General features: G+C 48.6%; 22 protein-coding genes. All 22 read right to left on the reverse strand.

Annotation, left to right across the window (positions count from 1 at the left end; genetic code table 11):
• Window positions 1-9 precede the first annotated feature (9 nt).
• On the reverse strand, window positions 10-255 hold the full coding sequence (locus tag B4E62_RS14735) for a hypothetical protein (protein ID WP_331352560.1): 246 nt from the start codon (window positions 253-255) through the stop codon (window positions 10-12).
• Window positions 242-598 (reverse strand): hypothetical protein, encoded by a 357-nt coding sequence (locus B4E62_RS14740; RefSeq protein ID WP_331352561.1) that lies wholly within the window; start codon window positions 596-598, stop codon window positions 242-244. Before B4E62_RS14740 ends, B4E62_RS14735 begins: the two co-directional genes overlap by 14 nt.
• A gap of 9 nt (window positions 599-607) precedes the next feature.
• Window positions 608-1,588: a hypothetical protein gene (locus B4E62_RS14745; RefSeq protein WP_331352562.1), complete on the reverse strand. Its 981-nt coding sequence runs from the start codon at window positions 1,586-1,588 to the stop codon at window positions 608-610.
• On the reverse strand, window positions 1,561-2,286 hold the full coding sequence (locus B4E62_RS14750) for a hypothetical protein (RefSeq protein WP_331352563.1): 726 nt from the start codon (window positions 2,284-2,286) through the stop codon (window positions 1,561-1,563). The genes B4E62_RS14745 and B4E62_RS14750 overlap by 28 nt, the downstream gene beginning before the upstream one ends.
• Window positions 2,273-2,824, reverse strand: coding sequence for a hypothetical protein (locus B4E62_RS14755; RefSeq protein ID WP_331352564.1), 552 nt, complete (start codon window positions 2,822-2,824; stop codon window positions 2,273-2,275). Before B4E62_RS14755 ends, B4E62_RS14750 begins: the two co-directional genes overlap by 14 nt.
• Window positions 2,821-3,723 carry a hypothetical protein gene (locus tag B4E62_RS14760; RefSeq protein ID WP_331352565.1) on the reverse strand — a complete coding sequence of 301 codons (903 nt, stop codon included), beginning with the start codon at window positions 3,721-3,723 and terminating at the stop codon, window positions 2,821-2,823. The genes B4E62_RS14755 and B4E62_RS14760 overlap by 4 nt, the downstream gene beginning before the upstream one ends.
• 27 nt (window positions 3,724-3,750) lie before the next feature.
• The gene (locus B4E62_RS14765; RefSeq protein ID WP_331352566.1) at window positions 3,751-4,044 is read right to left on the reverse strand and encodes a hypothetical protein; all 294 of its coding nucleotides are present in this window, start codon (window positions 4,042-4,044) and stop codon (window positions 3,751-3,753) included.
• Window positions 4,044-5,441: a hypothetical protein gene (locus B4E62_RS14770; protein WP_331352567.1), complete on the reverse strand. Its 1,398-nt coding sequence runs from the start codon at window positions 5,439-5,441 to the stop codon at window positions 4,044-4,046. The genes B4E62_RS14765 and B4E62_RS14770 overlap by 1 nt, the downstream gene beginning before the upstream one ends.
• 8 nt (window positions 5,442-5,449) lie before the next feature.
• On the reverse strand, window positions 5,450-6,424 hold the full coding sequence (locus B4E62_RS14775; RefSeq protein WP_331352568.1) for a phage tail protein: 975 nt from the start codon (window positions 6,422-6,424) through the stop codon (window positions 5,450-5,452).
• Between the two features lie 8 nt (window positions 6,425-6,432).
• Window positions 6,433-6,957, reverse strand: coding sequence for a phage tail protein (locus tag B4E62_RS14780; RefSeq protein WP_331352569.1), 525 nt, complete (start codon window positions 6,955-6,957; stop codon window positions 6,433-6,435).
• Window positions 6,950-8,131, reverse strand: coding sequence for a baseplate J/gp47 family protein (locus tag B4E62_RS14785; protein ID WP_331352570.1), 1,182 nt, complete (start codon window positions 8,129-8,131; stop codon window positions 6,950-6,952). The genes B4E62_RS14780 and B4E62_RS14785 overlap by 8 nt, the downstream gene beginning before the upstream one ends.
• Window positions 8,128-8,445 carry a DUF2590 family protein gene (locus B4E62_RS14790; protein ID WP_331352571.1) on the reverse strand — a complete coding sequence of 106 codons (318 nt, stop codon included), beginning with the start codon at window positions 8,443-8,445 and terminating at the stop codon, window positions 8,128-8,130. Before B4E62_RS14790 ends, B4E62_RS14785 begins: the two co-directional genes overlap by 4 nt.
• Window positions 8,446-10,716: a phage tail tape measure protein gene (locus B4E62_RS14795; RefSeq protein ID WP_331352572.1), complete on the reverse strand. Its 2,271-nt coding sequence runs from the start codon at window positions 10,714-10,716 to the stop codon at window positions 8,446-8,448.
• 3 nt (window positions 10,717-10,719) lie between these two features.
• Window positions 10,720-10,854 carry a DUF6890 family protein gene (locus tag B4E62_RS14800; RefSeq protein ID WP_331352573.1) on the reverse strand — a complete coding sequence of 45 codons (135 nt, stop codon included), beginning with the start codon at window positions 10,852-10,854 and terminating at the stop codon, window positions 10,720-10,722.
• 35 nt (window positions 10,855-10,889) lie between these two features.
• On the reverse strand, window positions 10,890-11,183 hold the full coding sequence (locus B4E62_RS14805) for a putative phage tail assembly chaperone (protein ID WP_331352574.1): 294 nt from the start codon (window positions 11,181-11,183) through the stop codon (window positions 10,890-10,892).
• A 35-nt stretch (window positions 11,184-11,218) separates the two neighbouring features.
• The gene (locus tag B4E62_RS14810; RefSeq protein WP_331352575.1) at window positions 11,219-11,476 is read right to left on the reverse strand and encodes a hypothetical protein; all 258 of its coding nucleotides are present in this window, start codon (window positions 11,474-11,476) and stop codon (window positions 11,219-11,221) included.
• 63 nt (window positions 11,477-11,539) lie between these two features.
• Entirely contained in the window at window positions 11,540-11,869 is a 330-nt protein-coding gene (locus B4E62_RS14815; protein ID WP_331352576.1) for a hypothetical protein, read from the reverse strand.
• Window positions 11,866-12,258 (reverse strand): hypothetical protein, encoded by a 393-nt coding sequence (locus B4E62_RS14820; RefSeq protein WP_331352577.1) that lies wholly within the window; start codon window positions 12,256-12,258, stop codon window positions 11,866-11,868. The genes B4E62_RS14815 and B4E62_RS14820 overlap by 4 nt, the downstream gene beginning before the upstream one ends.
• Entirely contained in the window at window positions 12,236-12,493 is a 258-nt protein-coding gene (locus B4E62_RS14825; protein ID WP_331352578.1) for a hypothetical protein, read from the reverse strand. Before B4E62_RS14825 ends, B4E62_RS14820 begins: the two co-directional genes overlap by 23 nt.
• Complete coding sequence (locus tag B4E62_RS14830) at window positions 12,486-13,088, reverse strand: hypothetical protein (RefSeq protein ID WP_331352579.1); 603 nt, start codon at window positions 13,086-13,088, stop codon at window positions 12,486-12,488. Before B4E62_RS14830 ends, B4E62_RS14825 begins: the two co-directional genes overlap by 8 nt.
• Window positions 13,088-13,321, reverse strand: a complete 234-nt coding sequence (locus tag B4E62_RS14835) for a hypothetical protein (protein ID WP_331352580.1) — start codon at window positions 13,319-13,321, stop codon at window positions 13,088-13,090. The genes B4E62_RS14830 and B4E62_RS14835 overlap by 1 nt, the downstream gene beginning before the upstream one ends.
• Entirely contained in the window at window positions 13,321-13,773 is a 453-nt protein-coding gene (locus tag B4E62_RS14840) for a phage protein (RefSeq protein ID WP_331352581.1), read from the reverse strand. The genes B4E62_RS14835 and B4E62_RS14840 overlap by 1 nt, the downstream gene beginning before the upstream one ends.
• Window positions 13,774-13,826 lie beyond the last annotated feature (53 nt).

Consider the following 13,826-nt stretch of genomic DNA (forward strand, 5'->3'; position numbering starts at 1 on the left):
TCTTCCCCTTCACACTAATTGGTTTTGAAACCACAAACTAACATCGCCAATGTCCGGGATTGAGCCTGCGGGTAATTCATCCTCCCACCCATAATCAAACGCACCACCGCCGCGAGCCTTCAAAACTTTTGGCGCACCGGTTGGCGCGGGTGGAACGCCTGCAAAGCTATTTACATTCTTTGCAACCGTTTTGTTTTCAACCTTTACCGGTACTGTCACCGCATTAGGTTGAACAATTACATCAACCGTTATCATTGCGGGTCACTCCACGTTTGAAAATTATTTCAATGGTGTCACTACGCGCGCCGCGCACACCATCGGTAATCCACACATCTAACACAGCCTTTTGAAAATCAAGCCCAATGGTGATAGATGGCGGAATCTCTAATCGCAGTTGGCCACCATCCAAATCCCGCGTAAAAAATGGCGAATCATCCTCCACCGATAAAAGCACCGCGCCACCTTCTCGCTGGTTGCGCAATTCGCTTCTGGCAGTAAAACCATTAAGCGGTAAAGCCGTTGTTGCATCAGTTTTAAAATTACAGATAAAGGTGAACGGCTCACCAGCGACCATAAAATGCATATTGTTATCAGTCATAAAACACCCTTATTCAACAATGGGATCAAGCCGCGATTTCAACGCATCTGCAGACGTTTTTTCACCGCCATAAGCACCGCTTTGGTCTGGCTTTTTTGTTTTAAGTGGGTTGCCGTTGTCGGTATATTCGTGCGTGTGATCTTTAGCAATGTTGGCAATATTCGCGACTAGCTGAATCAACTCACTCAAAATCTGCAACACGTTTTCGCCTTCACTGCCCAGCCAAACAGTGCCGCCGTTCTGCACCTTAATTAACTGTTTCAGCACGGCGAATGAATCGGCGATGTTGCCAATGCGCTGCTGTAAATCCCGCGCCACCTTCACATTGCAATCACTGGCAGTCGTTAAATTTAAATTGTCCGCCGCCGCAATGTTGCAAACACCACCGCTTAACAGTTTCAGCGCACCCAACGCTTCAATTATTTTTGTACCTAATACCTGCTCTGTACTGTTGCGCTTAACTTGCGCAAAAAATTCGTGCGCCGTGGTAGTAGCGGAATAACAATGCAGTGCAAAACGCAAACAGTCATCTGTAATATTGGCGTTGGTGCTTCGCTCCCAATTACCGGCCACATTAGCGCGCTGGAAAACACCGGTACCGGCCTGCAATAAAAGCTCACCTGGTGCAACAGCGGGCAAACTTAAACCGTCTGTTAAAATGGTGCGAATAAATGGCTTGCTGGGCAATCCATACGCAAACGCCATCTCCACAATTGCGCCCGCTTCCGGGAACCCAAAAACACCGCGCTCTAAACCCGCACAGCTCGCCGGTAATGGCACTGCCTTAAAAACCGGGAACAAAGCATCGGGCAAATCATTTTCATCTAGCACCACTACATCAACTGCATAGCGGGTGCGGAACTTTTCACTCAGTGCAGGCGATAAAACCGGGTCACAAACGCTTTCAACACGCGCAAAAACCGGTAGGTGATACATGCCCACAAGCTCGGGCTTATTGCGGTCTACAATACGGCTGATTTGTTTATCCATCGTGTCCCCCACGGGTTGTTATCCCACTCCAATTCCATGTGTGCATCACTAAAATTTACGCCGGTAATAATTCCACCGCTTGTGAACTTCACACCTGGGCGAATACTGGGAACCGCTGGCACCTTGGCAGAATTTGCAATCCCGCTGGCGGCCTGCCACTCCACCGGCAGTTCAATTTCTTTGCCTGCCCAATAGCTATGCTGCCAGGCACCCACAAACACATTGCCATCGCCCTGCTGCTGCCAAATCATTTGCGGAATGCGATACACGCGCGCCAGTGAATCCATGCAGTGGTAGCCGTTACCAATTGAATAAAACGCCGGGGCTTTGGTTTTACAATAATCCTGCGGTGGATGAACAAACGTAACCGCTGTAGTTTTGCTGATACCGGCCAGCACATCGGGTAACGCACAATTGCGTAAATTCAACGGCATAACCCGGTTCAACGCCGCCGATAATTCACGGCAAAAAATGCACTGCTGCTTTTTATCAACCGCAAAGCTAATTTCGATAAACCCTGTAAATATCACGCTCAATGCATCAGGCTTGTATCCAATACTGAATTGCACAACACCCGAGGCCTTGGCACCAATGAACGTAAAAGCAGCCCTGCCCGGCGTGAATAAATTCAACCGCACATCGTCGGTATTCAGTTCAACCGCCGTGCCATTAATCGTCAGCAGTTTATGCAGCTTCATCGCTACCCGCCTTTGGTGCCAATGCAGAATCCAAATTGGCTAATATTTTTTCAAAGCTACCCATTGTTTCAGGTGGTGATGTTTCATTAACCGCCTCACCTGAAACCACTTCACCCGCCGCAACCTGCGGAGCGCCAACTACTTTGGTTTGGCGTTGCTCCATTTTTTCAGGAACACTTTTGTACTCCTTCAATGCAAAATTAATTTGCCACGCGCGCAAGCGGTAATCGTCCCGCACATCAAATGAATCGGTAAACTTTACTTGGCGCACATTCATTGCATTCGCAGCAGGCTCAACAATGTCATAAACAACCAGTGTTCCATCGGCATTGGTTGCCTGGGCAATTGCCGTTAACTCGCTCAATAAATCCGCTTCATCGTGCGGCAACAGTAGCGCCACGGTAATCACTTTAGGCTTAATGCCTTTTTCAGCGGTGTTTGTTGCGCTGGTCTGTGCCCCTAAGGTTTCGTCCTCAAAACGCATACCCACGGTCACCCGCAATTCTTTATTGGGCACAGTAAAATCATTCAGCATCATAAGCCCAGCATCTCCCGCACTAACTCAAGTTCACCGGGCGCGCCGGTAAACACAATGCAGCAACACAAGGGAGCGTCATGCCCAGCACCACTTGCATTCAGTAGCGCTTTAATTTGCGCCGGTGTCTTATTGGTAATGTATTGCCCTGCCCCTGTACCGTTTGCAAATTGCGCCTGCACACTCGCCACAAGGCTCTGAGTAGCAGCCAAAGAATCGGTTTTTTTAGCAATTACATTTACCAACTCTTGCTCGGGTGACGCGCCGCCAAGTTCGTAACCTTCGGCATGCGCACTCAATTCACCAAGGGTTTTTGTCGCAGTGCTAATGCCATAGAAATGGGCGCTTTCATTGCCCACCCAACGTGAATTAATAGCAGCCACCGGGAGAATAATTTTGTCACTCTCAACGCTGGCGATTTGTGCTGCCCGGCGCTCGCACATCAACGTTGCCGGTAGTGGGAAAACAGCATTAAATTGGTTTAATGTTTCGTAAAAACCAAAAAAACCATTTGCTGAAATTAATAACACCACAGCATCAATAACACCGGTTGGTGCTAAATGGTCGTATTCATCCACCAGTTTATTTGCGGCGGTCGCAACGGCATTGGCGGTCGATAAATAGCGGTAATGGTTGTCACCCTCTCCCACTCCCTGCGCCCAGGGGTGGGCACACAACACCTTCACCCCTGCCAACATTGCATCAACAATTTGGCCATGCTCAGCAATACTGCCAACGGCAACAGCCGCAACTGGGTTGCTTACCAATGTGTAATCAGGTGCTGCCACTAATCGGCTATGCGCTGCTGCCAATTCACTCGCAGCACTGCCCAATGAGCCGTTAAGCGTGCCAACAGCATCAGCGAGTGTGGGAGGCCACTGAAAAGAAATAGCACTAAACATTTTTCACCAAACCCGCGTCACGGTTAATCAAGACAATTGCCCAGCTTCAATTAACATTGCAGCTGCAAACAATTCATCAACATCTTCATCGCTTAATCCAAGCTGCGTGGTCAACATCAGAATCATTGGATTGTCTCGCTGAAAATTAATACCTTCACGCCATGCCAACTTAATCCGTACGGGCGTGCCCGGCGAATCAATGGCAGCTTCAACAGCGTCATAAAGCCCAGCGTCGGCCAACGCAACCTTAGCCTGATAGGATGTAATGGTAAGCACACCGCGCCCGCCCTTTATAAGCGGCTTTATATTCACAATCGGCATTATTTAATCCTCAAATAATTCGGCTTGCGGTTGAAAGTAAAATCCAGTGATCCAAAGCCAATGTAATCCGCTGCATCAACATCGAACTTCAATATTTTTGAAGCCTTATCAACGGCGCTTTTAGCCATTAACAGATCGCCAAAAACCACAAATTCAGTTGTTGTTCCGTAAGACAACTCATTAGCACTTTGTGAAGGGTGGAAGCGTTCATAGGTAACAAAATCTTGCGTGTACAAAAAATACGTGTTGGTGTGTGAAGCTAAAAGAAATCCGTCTTTAACCGGAAATGAAACAACACTCCGGTTGTACGAATTTATGGCATTGTAGGTAAGCTCAAGCGGAACTGATTCCCTAATGAACTCCCACGTTGAAAGATCGGGGCTTTTATATAATCCGCCGCCCGATTCCCAATAAAAATTATTCAAGTGCGAATACATTTTTGTCGGGGTTCCGTGGCCATGGTTGTGTGTGGTAAACGCCGCACCACCGTTAACTGTTTTTTGGTAGCCAGCAACACCCTTGGATGCAACAACAATAGTGCCAGCATGCGCGCTTATCAAAACATCCACAGTGCCTGTTGTTGCCACTGCAAGTGATCTATTTGCTTTGGTAGAGCCGTTCGTCATCGATACGCATGCTGTATCACCCGCCACCACAAATAACGCTGTGGTTGCTGTGGCTGCGCCAGCCACCGTATTGGACGTCGCAGCAGTCAACGCTCTTGCGACGGTGGCAGCACCGAAGCTGTTGCCTCCATCGCTGCTAAACGATGTTTTTAATTCCGTTGCGCTGTTACTCGCCAGAATAAAATGCCCACCTATATGCACAACACCCACAACGGGCGCGCCGTGGCTATGCTCAACCAATTCAAACGAATCGCCAGTGTTATTACTCACCAACACATAGCTGCTGCTGTTGCAGGCTATTACAATATTTCCCGCACCGTCCCGCGCGCACTGCCTGGGGCTTTTAGTCAGCGTTTCGCTTTCGGGAAAAAACACTTCTTTCCCATAATTTTTCAGGCTTTGAATTGCGAAGGCTTCTTCATACCCTTCAGCAGTGTGTAACTTGCCCTCAATCAGCCAATGGCGGCCTTTTTCGTCAATGAATTGATCGCCCTGATACAAAAGCGGGCGAATATCACCAATTATTGTTTCATCGTCTTTTTGCAGGCTTGCAGCAACAACCATTAAATCTTCTATGGCGCTGGCTGGATCAAGCGCATTAACAATTCGCTGAATCTGTGCATCCAAATTGGTGCGTGTTATATCTACGCCAATCAATTCAACTTTTTTTGCAGCAATCGCTGTCTCTAAAACACTGTCAATGCTCGATGCATTGGTCAGTGCATTTATGCGCGCCTGCAATTCATTTTTTAGAACAGTTGTGTCCAGCATGAAAGCTCCTACAATCCGGCCAGCGCCAAGCGGCGCAAGCGTATAAAATCAGGGTGCGTTTTTAATTGGTCTGGCTGTATTGCGGTATCCGCTTTTATGCCCTGGGCAGATGTAGCAAACGTATCAATCAACGCGCCAGGCACAGTGCGTTTAATCCGGTGGTCAGTCACCACACCCGCACCGCTTATACTCGCCACCTTAACTAAGTAGTGCGGTTTACCGGCTGGGTCGTTGTAATCCGCTAATGGTGCACCGGGTGCGCTGGTGAAAATCTCATAGGCGCTCTCACCACCCGCGAAACCACCGCTACGGAAAACATCCACGTAAAAATCAATCGGTAGTGCTAAACCTGCCATCGGTTCATCTGCACCTATGCGCACGCGAATACCTTCAACGTAAGCGGTGCCCGCTTTTACCAAAAAATTTCCCCCACCCGCATTCACTACGCGGAATGCATCGTTAAAAAACAAACTACGGCCATATAAATCGCGCATATCCGCAATCAGCGCGGCGTCAATGTTGTCCAGTACATCGGTAAACGAAATCTGCCATGTTTCTGCGGGTACAGTAATGCCAGTAATTTCAGATGCGTTGTTGTACTGGGTTAAAAAGTTTCGGGTAATAGTATTGCCCGTTGTTAAGCCAGCGGTTTCGTATTTGTACTGGCGCGGTGTGTAGCTCACGCCGATTAGCGTGTCATCTTCATCAACAATTCCCACCCAGTTAAAATAGAAATTGCCAACAGTTGCGCCAAGAATAATGCTGTACACCACTTTGTTTTCAGCAACATAACCCTGCGCTGTTTTTAATTGCTCATGCACTATGTGTGCGGGGGCTGGCATGCCCTGCGCGACGTCAACCGGTGCGGCGGTGTCCAGCCCTGGTATATCGGCAAACACAAAGCGCGAAATAATGAGTGGTTCACTATTCGCTTGCTTCAATGCAATTTTTGCACGCCCGGTATTAATTACTGCTGCTGCCATAGCCGCCTCTAAAAACTCGCCACATCAAAAGACCATGAGTTATCAAACTCAATAGTCGCCAACTCAACCACCACGGAATTAATGGTTTCAAATTCGTAACGCCTGCACGTGCGGCCATACTGTTTAATTAATATGGTTAGCAGCTCGGCGTTTTGCCCCAACTGGCTATCAGTCAGGCGCAACACAATCACATCCCAATCTTTTCCATCAACGCGCTCTTCGACTTCCACATAGCCAATGCCAAGGCGTAGGAATATATTTTTTATTCCAATAATCGAGCCAGCATCTCGCGCATTCACGTGGGCGTATTTCACGCGCGCCCGGTAAAGCCACAAGGGTTCTGTTGCAAAGCGGTCTATATCGCGCTGCCACGCAATCATGTTCAACACACCCACCGTGCAGGTCATTGGGTCTAACTGCGTGAGTGGCCAGCGCAAACCCAATTCAATGTTGTTCCACCATTTTTGGCAGAGTTTTATTAGCGGTATGGATTGGCCTTGGTTGAACCAAAAATTCAGGTCAAGCTTAATCATCGAACGCCACCGTAACCTCACCCATGCGTGGTATGTCTAGTGCGCTGGTAATTTCAGCAAGGCTAAATTGCACAGATTTTAATAACGGAAATAGACCGTGCAGTTCAGCAGCCAACAATGAAAAAGAGAATTCGCTCAGGGGTTGCGTAACCGTAACGGCGTATTGGTTGTTTGCGCGAAAGGCTGCGCCAATAGCGTTGGTAACATTGGCCAGCAATATCGCTTTTTCTTCAACCGTAACATTGGCTACAGCGCCAATGGCCACTGTAAAATCGTGTTCGGTTTCGGGCATGGAATACACGCGCAAATCGTCACCATGGCCGTGGTTTCCACCCGCCATCACGTGGGCTTCAATCGCCTCAATTAATTGAGTGCTGGGCTGGCCAACATCCATCAAAATGTAGGCATTAGCTGTACCTGGTCCACGCGGGGCACCATGCTCAAAAAACACATTGCGTGTATTGATATTCGCAAAGCTGGTGATGATTTTTAAATACACTGCATCGGTGTGGTATTGGTTCACTGCAGTAAATTGGTTGCGAATACGCAAGCGGTAATCATCCGGGCTTTCTACATCCGCACCGGCGCTGGTGAGCCAGTTAGCGGTGTTGGTTACTGAGGTAATGCCGTCAATGGGCACCTGCTGAATGGCGTAGTAACCGGCGGGCAAGTTGTAACCCTCTCCCACTTCCACCGCTTCAGCTGCAACACTGATACTCGCAACACCGTCTGGCAGAATGGTGGTGGCCAGTATGCGCAAGTGATAACTGCGCCCATTAATGAGCGGGCTCTTAATAATGCTGTTGGCAGGTATCACCAAATCACCCACGGTATTCACGCGGCTAAATAACAAATTGCCTTGCGCTTTTTTTGCGGGTTTTATAGTGAGGTCTACCGCCCAGCCAAACATATCCAACCAAATGCCGGTCGCGGTACGCAAAAACATATTGGGCAGAATTTGCTTTAACAATAAATCGCGCACAATCCACAACAGTGGTGCAGTAACCAGTGCCGTAATACCACGCCAAAATGGAGATATTTCAGCACTGTTGTTGTAAGGCAATTGTTCAGCAGCCGCTATAGCATGCCACTGCGCTTTTGCTTCGGCTTCAGTGGTGGGCAAACCGGCATCTACTACCATTTGCTTAAACTCACTGCTGTAGTCATCACTCACAACGTCACCTCAATATCACCGTACTGCATTGTTTTTGCGGTAATCAAAAACGTTTCATTGTCCAACTGAACCATGCGCGCTGTGCCTGGGCGAATGCGTTCATCGTTTTCTACGTGCTGTTCAATTCGCACCATGCCGCGCTTTATTTTTTCGCTGCTACGCTGCCCAATCATTTCCACCAGTAAGCCGGTTTCACGGATCATGTGTTTAATGTCCTGGGCAATGCTGGCACGGCCATCAATGCCCACGGGCAAACCAAACTCATCCAAAACAATGCTGTCGCCCGCAATGAGCAAATCAAAATGGTCAGCCATTTACGCACTCATCATCAATTGGTCGCGCAGGGTGTAGCCATCCACCTTTTGCGTGGTGTTCACATTCAGCGTGCCAATGCTGGTGCCTTTGTTGTTATTGGTGTTGCTGTTATTAATTTGTTGCAGCAAACCACCTTGCGGAACATTGCGCACTGGCGCTACGGGTGCCGGTGCGAGCTTTTCGCGGTCGCGCTCTATATTGGCTTCCAAATTTTCCGCAGGTATTGCAGGCACAGCCACAGGCGCTTTGGCAAACGCTGGTAAATTCGCTGGTTCAGCAACTTGCATAACAGCGGGTACGGTTACGGGTGCAGGCTGTGCAATTTGCATCACCGTTGGAATAGTTACCGGGGCTGGTTGCGCCACTTTCATCACTGCCGGGGCTATTGCGGGTGCAACATTGTTTAACGGGGTTGTAGGTACTTTTTCAGCTGCCAGTTGCGCAGGGTTAGTGCTTTGCAATTTGCTGGTGTCAATGTTTACACCGGGCAACAGGTTCAGCGTTTCCAGCGCGAGCTTTGCAGGTGCCATAAGCACATCAAACACATTTAAATTCGCCAGCCAATTTTTGAATGATGAAAACCACTGCGGTATTTTTTCCAAGTTGGTAATTAAAAATCCGACAAAATCCGCAGCCAATAACAAGGGCTGGAAAATAAATTTCAGTACGGGGTTGTCTTCAATTACTGCGCGGAAGGCCTGCCACTTTTCAAACATCCAAGTAATTGCACCCACTGCGGCGGCCTTTACTGAATCCCAGTGAGTAACCACATAAGCGAGTGCAGCAATAAGCGCGACCACACCCACCACCACCCATGTGATTGGGTTGGCAAGCAGTGCAGCGGTAAATGCCCAGGCGCTTGCAGCACCGGAAATAAAACCGGCTTTCATCGCAATTAGGCCAGTGATTAACATGGGGAAACGAATGGCAGTTGTTAGCAACAAAATGCGGGTTGCAGCCAGTGCCGCATTCCACAACCAAATGCCAGCGCGAATCAAATACAGTGGCGATTTCAAAATAGTAATTGCTGTCGTAAAGCCAGCCACGGCAATCATGGCAGCGCCTTTGATAATCGCGAATGCAGATACAGCCGCGACCACAACACCAATCCAAATAGCCAGCTTGGCGAGAGCACCGAACAAGTGCGGGTATTTATCAATCCACTCACCCAACACCGATAGGTTTTTAATTCCCGCGTCATAAAACGGGATTAGCGCTTTATCAACCAATGCACCAAAACCAATTTTTACAGCAATACCGGCTTGGTTGAGGCGGTCGGTTTTCATGGTCATGGCTTCGGCCATTGCGCGGGCCTTTTCCATGCCGCGAACGTTGCCCAGTGCGGTGATTGAATCGGTCAAACCGTTGGTGTCGGCAATTAATAATTTAATGGCGGCCACGGCTTCATCGGAACCAAATGCCTTTTTCAGCAAATCACTTTTTGCCACGGTGTCGATAGCACCAAACTTGCCTTGGAGTTTTGAAAGAATCTGGTCAACCGGCAACATGCGCCCTGCACTGTCGGTGAATTTCATTCCCAGTTCGTCCTGGGCATTACCTACCCCGCGCAGAAACGCTTTGTACTTCGTTCCAGCTTCGCTACCGCTCATGGTGGCCTGCAGCTTACCCAGTACCGCCATTTGTTCGTTAATGGCCACGCCGTGGGCTGTAGCGTCTGCACCTAATGCGGTGAAGGCGCCACTCATTTGAACACCGTTGGTTTTAAACATTTCCACGGCCTGTGCAGTTTGGCCGGTGAGTTGTTGCACCCACTGAGCCTTGCCCATGGAATCCGCTTGGCCTTTGAAAATTCCGTACATGGTGCCCATGTAGTTGGTGATGGTGGCGGCGTCCGCTTTGGTGCCTTTTGCGAGCAGGTTGCTGGCTTCAGTGAAGGTGGCGAGTTCTTTGCCAGCAAGGCCAGCAATCGCACTTTGAATATCGTATGAGCTGCGCACAAAATCGGCGGCGCTTTCGCCGTAGCGAATTGAGAATTTAAGCCCGGCTTTTTCCAGTGCGGCCATTGCATCTTCTGCAACACTCAGGCTGCGCACTTCACCGGCGGCGCGGTGAAAATCGTGGTAGTCACCGGTCACAGAATTAAGTGCAGCACCCACACCCCAAATTCCAATAGCACCGCCCGTGATGTTGGCAAAGCCTGTTGTAACGCCGGTGGTGAGCTTGTTCATGGTGCCCATGATTCTATTAGCGGGTCCAGTTACCTTATCCAGTAACTCAATCCGCATTAATAATTTTTCAAGTCGGGTCATGTATCACTCACCGTTAAGCGCTAGGGCTATACCATTGGCCACTGAGTTACTAAAATTTTCCCAGTAGATTTTTTCTAAATGCAGCGCGGTTGCGAGCGTCTCGATATCGTTCACATCACTACCGGGCAAATGCTTCATCGCTAATGCCTGGTAGTGGCTGTAGGCGCTCCCGCTTAGTCGCTCTGCACGCTGCTCGATTTCTTTACAACAAGGCCAATATCAGGCGTATAGTCTTCATAAATGCCACCCGCAATTTCCACCTCGGAACCGGGGTTTTGTTCAAGCACTTCGCGCAGTTCTGCCTTTTGTTTTTGATCCACAGTCATCATCAAAAAGTTATGGCTTGGAGCCACTTTTTCTTTTTGAGAAATTGCGTTCACATACTTGTTGTATGAGTCGCGGTTAACGGTGAATTTAAATTCTTTGCCACCGGCTTCAATATCAAACACTTGTTCGTTTTTGCTCATGGTTCTAATCCCCGAGGGTTGGTTGATTTAAAAAATTACTTGTGTAAAAACTCTTTAAAGCCCATCCACACAGCAGCGAGAAAGCCGCCAATTAATGTGGTGAGCACCACGCGCGTGGTTATGGTAGTCACTTGCTCAAATGCCTTGCGCTGCTTACGCAAGTGCGCCTGGTCTGCCTGCACTTCCAAGAAATCGGCAGGGTCTATTCCTAATTTTTCCAGCACATTGGTAATGCCTTTTTCAGCTCCAGCAGCGGCTATTGCTTCCAGTTCCTGCTTGGTTAAATCACTCACGCGCCGCCCTCTTTCGCTGGTTGCTTTTTTGATTATCAATCGGTCATATGGGAATTAACCTAGTCAAGAACCGGCGGGCTTTACACAACCCGCCAGCACCCCCTGCACCTGGTCTACATAGAGTTTTAATTGCGCACGGTCGGTTAACACCAAATTCAATAATTCGCAGTCATCTTCATGGCCTTTAATTTTTGTAGTGGCCAGAACTGGTACTGCCGGTAAATCTTTTTGCTCGATGCAAGGCGCTACAACCACTTTGGTTACGTCTACCGGTGTATATACCGGCACTTCTTTTACGGTGGTGCAGCCAAGCAATATTGAAAACAAAATTATCAGCGCCACAGCAATTAAAACTGATTGCAAGCTAAGCCCAAACTGGTCTGTTCTAATCACGGCAACACCTCATCCAAAATTGTTTTACCTATGCCCGCTACGGTGCAGCTGGCGCCTTTGTCTTGCTCAAGCCATGCAATACGGTTCTGCAATTGGTTAACGCGCTGTGCGGCTTCCTGTTGGGCTTTTAATCGCGCTGCTGCCATTTGCTTTGCAGTTTCCTCAAATGCCTTAATGCGCCGCTCTTGATCGCCCAGGTAATCCATTAACCCGCGCACTTCCATGCGTTTTATTAACGCCTCGGCTTGTAGTGTGGTTTTGTCCGCTTCCAGCTGCTCTATTTCTGCTTGCAGCGTGAAATTGTGAATGCCGGTAGGTATGAGCACCAGCAACAGCAACACGGCCACTACGCCCGCGATATACGCTTTAATACTGTCGTTTAGAATCATCGCTGGCCTCGTAAGGTTCTGGTTGGTTGCTTTTGCGGTTACCAAAATAACTGGCCGCGTTTTGTGTGGCGTTTCCGGCGATGAATGCGCCTAGCGTCCACTCGCCCAATTCAACAAATTGATCGCCGTTTAAATCTCCCAAGCGCAGTAAAATAAAACTCGCCAGCCCGCACGCCATGGTGGCCACAAACCGTGTGCCGCCCACGCGGGTGAAAATGTGCTGCTGGCTACTCAAAATCAGTGCTCTCAAATAATGTGTAGGTAAAACCGTTGCCGTAATGTTTGGCCGCGTAATTGGCCAATTTCATTAACTGGTCAAAGTCCGCGTTGTTGGCCAGCACTTGGCAACCGGCGCTCCACTTGTCCACTTGCTTACTGGTGCCGGTTGCGCTGGCACGGTGGCAATTCAAACCAATTAATTCACGCACGCCGGTGCGAGCGTTTAAATCCAAATTCGCATCGCGGTTGTTATCGCGGATCACCACCGTGGGCAGGCGTTGCACTAGCGCTTCATATTTGCCTTGGTGCATGCCTACTTTCCACAAACCAAAATACTGGCCAGCGGGCAAAATGGCGGTGCCTTGCATATTGGCAGGGTTCAACCGGTAATAGGTGCCGGGGTCTGTTGTGCAGGGGTATTGCAACAAAATCTGCTCACCGTTTTTGGTGAAGGCAATGCAAAACAAGTCGTTAAACGTGTTGGCTTGCACATCGCGCATATTGCGGATGCCAATCAGGTTTATGTTGTAATCGCCGTTCTCAAAAAAGTTGTAACCTTTGGCACGGCTGATTTGTTTTACCGCTTCATAACTCAGGTGTGGCAGTTGCATTACATCGCCCTTTGTTTTTTCTGAAACACTTCACGCTGGTGAAAACCTTCGCATTCTGTACACCGCTTCACACCGCCTAACGCTTGCCTTTTTTGATCAATCTCAAAACCGCAATCCGTGCAGTGCGTAAGGCTTATGATGTGAAACGTGTTCTTGCTTAACTGCGCCTGCAATGCGGTGCTGTTGAGCGTTGCTTGCAGGTCTACCGCCTCATCCAAATTGTCGGCTGGCATTAGCGGATGTTTTCTGTTTCAGCTGAATCCAAATACGGCACACCGTTAATGCGTACAAAATCAGGACTGGTGATATCAAACGGCAATTTGTGCATTAACTTTTCACCGCCTTTTGAATCCACGCTGATCAAATCACTAATGCGCAACTTGCAACCAAATGCTTCAATGTTTAATGTTTCGTCGTCCACCTCCGCATTACTCACAATGTCGAAGGGTTCCAGTTTTTTGAAACTTCCAGCTTTCTTCGCCGCAGCTACAATCAAATTAAAGTTTTGTGTATCCACCTCAATTTCACCGGAGCCACTGGTATCGCCATCCACAAATCCATTAGCAATGCCACGTGTTTTTGCGACCGCAGTACCATCATCAATACTGATACTGAAAGTGTTTACATGTATCATCAAATCACTGAGCATGATGTCTACGTCTTTACCACCAATGCGACTACCCATTTTTTACTCCACAAATTTCAAAAAAATAAATTCAGTTTTTTACTGCAACAAGC

The sequence above is a fragment of the Cellvibrio sp. UBA7671 genome (genome assembly GCA_002483145.1).
In the GTDB taxonomy this organism is placed as follows: domain Bacteria; phylum Pseudomonadota; class Gammaproteobacteria; order Pseudomonadales; family Cellvibrionaceae; genus Cellvibrio; species Cellvibrio fibrivorans.

What these genes read in the sequence shown, in the direction of transcription:
- B4E62_RS14735 (WP_331352560.1), bottom strand. Translation starts at nt 255, where the DNA reads ATGATAACGGTTGATGTAATTGTTCAACCTAATGCGGTGACAGTACCG.
- B4E62_RS14740 (WP_331352561.1), bottom strand. Translation starts at nt 598, where the DNA reads ATGACTGATAACAATATGCATTTTATGGTCGCTGGTGAGCCGTTCACC.
- B4E62_RS14745 (WP_331352562.1), bottom strand. Translation starts at nt 1,588, where the DNA reads ATGGATAAACAAATCAGCCGTATTGTAGACCGCAATAAGCCCGAGCTT.
- B4E62_RS14750 (WP_331352563.1), bottom strand. Translation starts at nt 2,286, where the DNA reads ATGAAGCTGCATAAACTGCTGACGATTAATGGCACGGCGGTTGAACTG.
- B4E62_RS14755 (WP_331352564.1), bottom strand. Translation starts at nt 2,824, where the DNA reads ATGATGCTGAATGATTTTACTGTGCCCAATAAAGAATTGCGGGTGACC.
- B4E62_RS14760 (WP_331352565.1), bottom strand. Translation starts at nt 3,723, where the DNA reads ATGTTTAGTGCTATTTCTTTTCAGTGGCCTCCCACACTCGCTGATGCT.
- B4E62_RS14765 (WP_331352566.1), bottom strand. Translation starts at nt 4,044, where the DNA reads ATGCCGATTGTGAATATAAAGCCGCTTATAAAGGGCGGGCGCGGTGTG.
- B4E62_RS14770 (WP_331352567.1), bottom strand. Translation starts at nt 5,441, where the DNA reads ATGCTGGACACAACTGTTCTAAAAAATGAATTGCAGGCGCGCATAAAT.
- B4E62_RS14775 (WP_331352568.1), bottom strand. Translation starts at nt 6,424, where the DNA reads ATGGCAGCAGCAGTAATTAATACCGGGCGTGCAAAAATTGCATTGAAG.
- B4E62_RS14780 (WP_331352569.1), bottom strand. Translation starts at nt 6,957, where the DNA reads ATGATTAAGCTTGACCTGAATTTTTGGTTCAACCAAGGCCAATCCATA.
- B4E62_RS14790 (WP_331352571.1), bottom strand. Translation starts at nt 8,445, where the DNA reads ATGGCTGACCATTTTGATTTGCTCATTGCGGGCGACAGCATTGTTTTG.
- B4E62_RS14795 (WP_331352572.1), bottom strand. Translation starts at nt 10,716, where the DNA reads ATGACCCGACTTGAAAAATTATTAATGCGGATTGAGTTACTGGATAAG.
- B4E62_RS14800 (WP_331352573.1), bottom strand. Translation starts at nt 10,854, where the DNA reads ATGAAGCATTTGCCCGGTAGTGATGTGAACGATATCGAGACGCTCGCA.
- B4E62_RS14805 (WP_331352574.1), bottom strand. Translation starts at nt 11,183, where the DNA reads ATGAGCAAAAACGAACAAGTGTTTGATATTGAAGCCGGTGGCAAAGAA.
- B4E62_RS14820 (WP_331352577.1), bottom strand. Translation starts at nt 12,258, where the DNA reads ATGATTCTAAACGACAGTATTAAAGCGTATATCGCGGGCGTAGTGGCC.
- B4E62_RS14830 (WP_331352579.1), bottom strand. Translation starts at nt 13,088, where the DNA reads ATGCAACTGCCACACCTGAGTTATGAAGCGGTAAAACAAATCAGCCGT.
- B4E62_RS14835 (WP_331352580.1), bottom strand. Translation starts at nt 13,321, where the DNA reads ATGCCAGCCGACAATTTGGATGAGGCGGTAGACCTGCAAGCAACGCTC.
- B4E62_RS14840 (WP_331352581.1), bottom strand. Translation starts at nt 13,773, where the DNA reads ATGGGTAGTCGCATTGGTGGTAAAGACGTAGACATCATGCTCAGTGAT.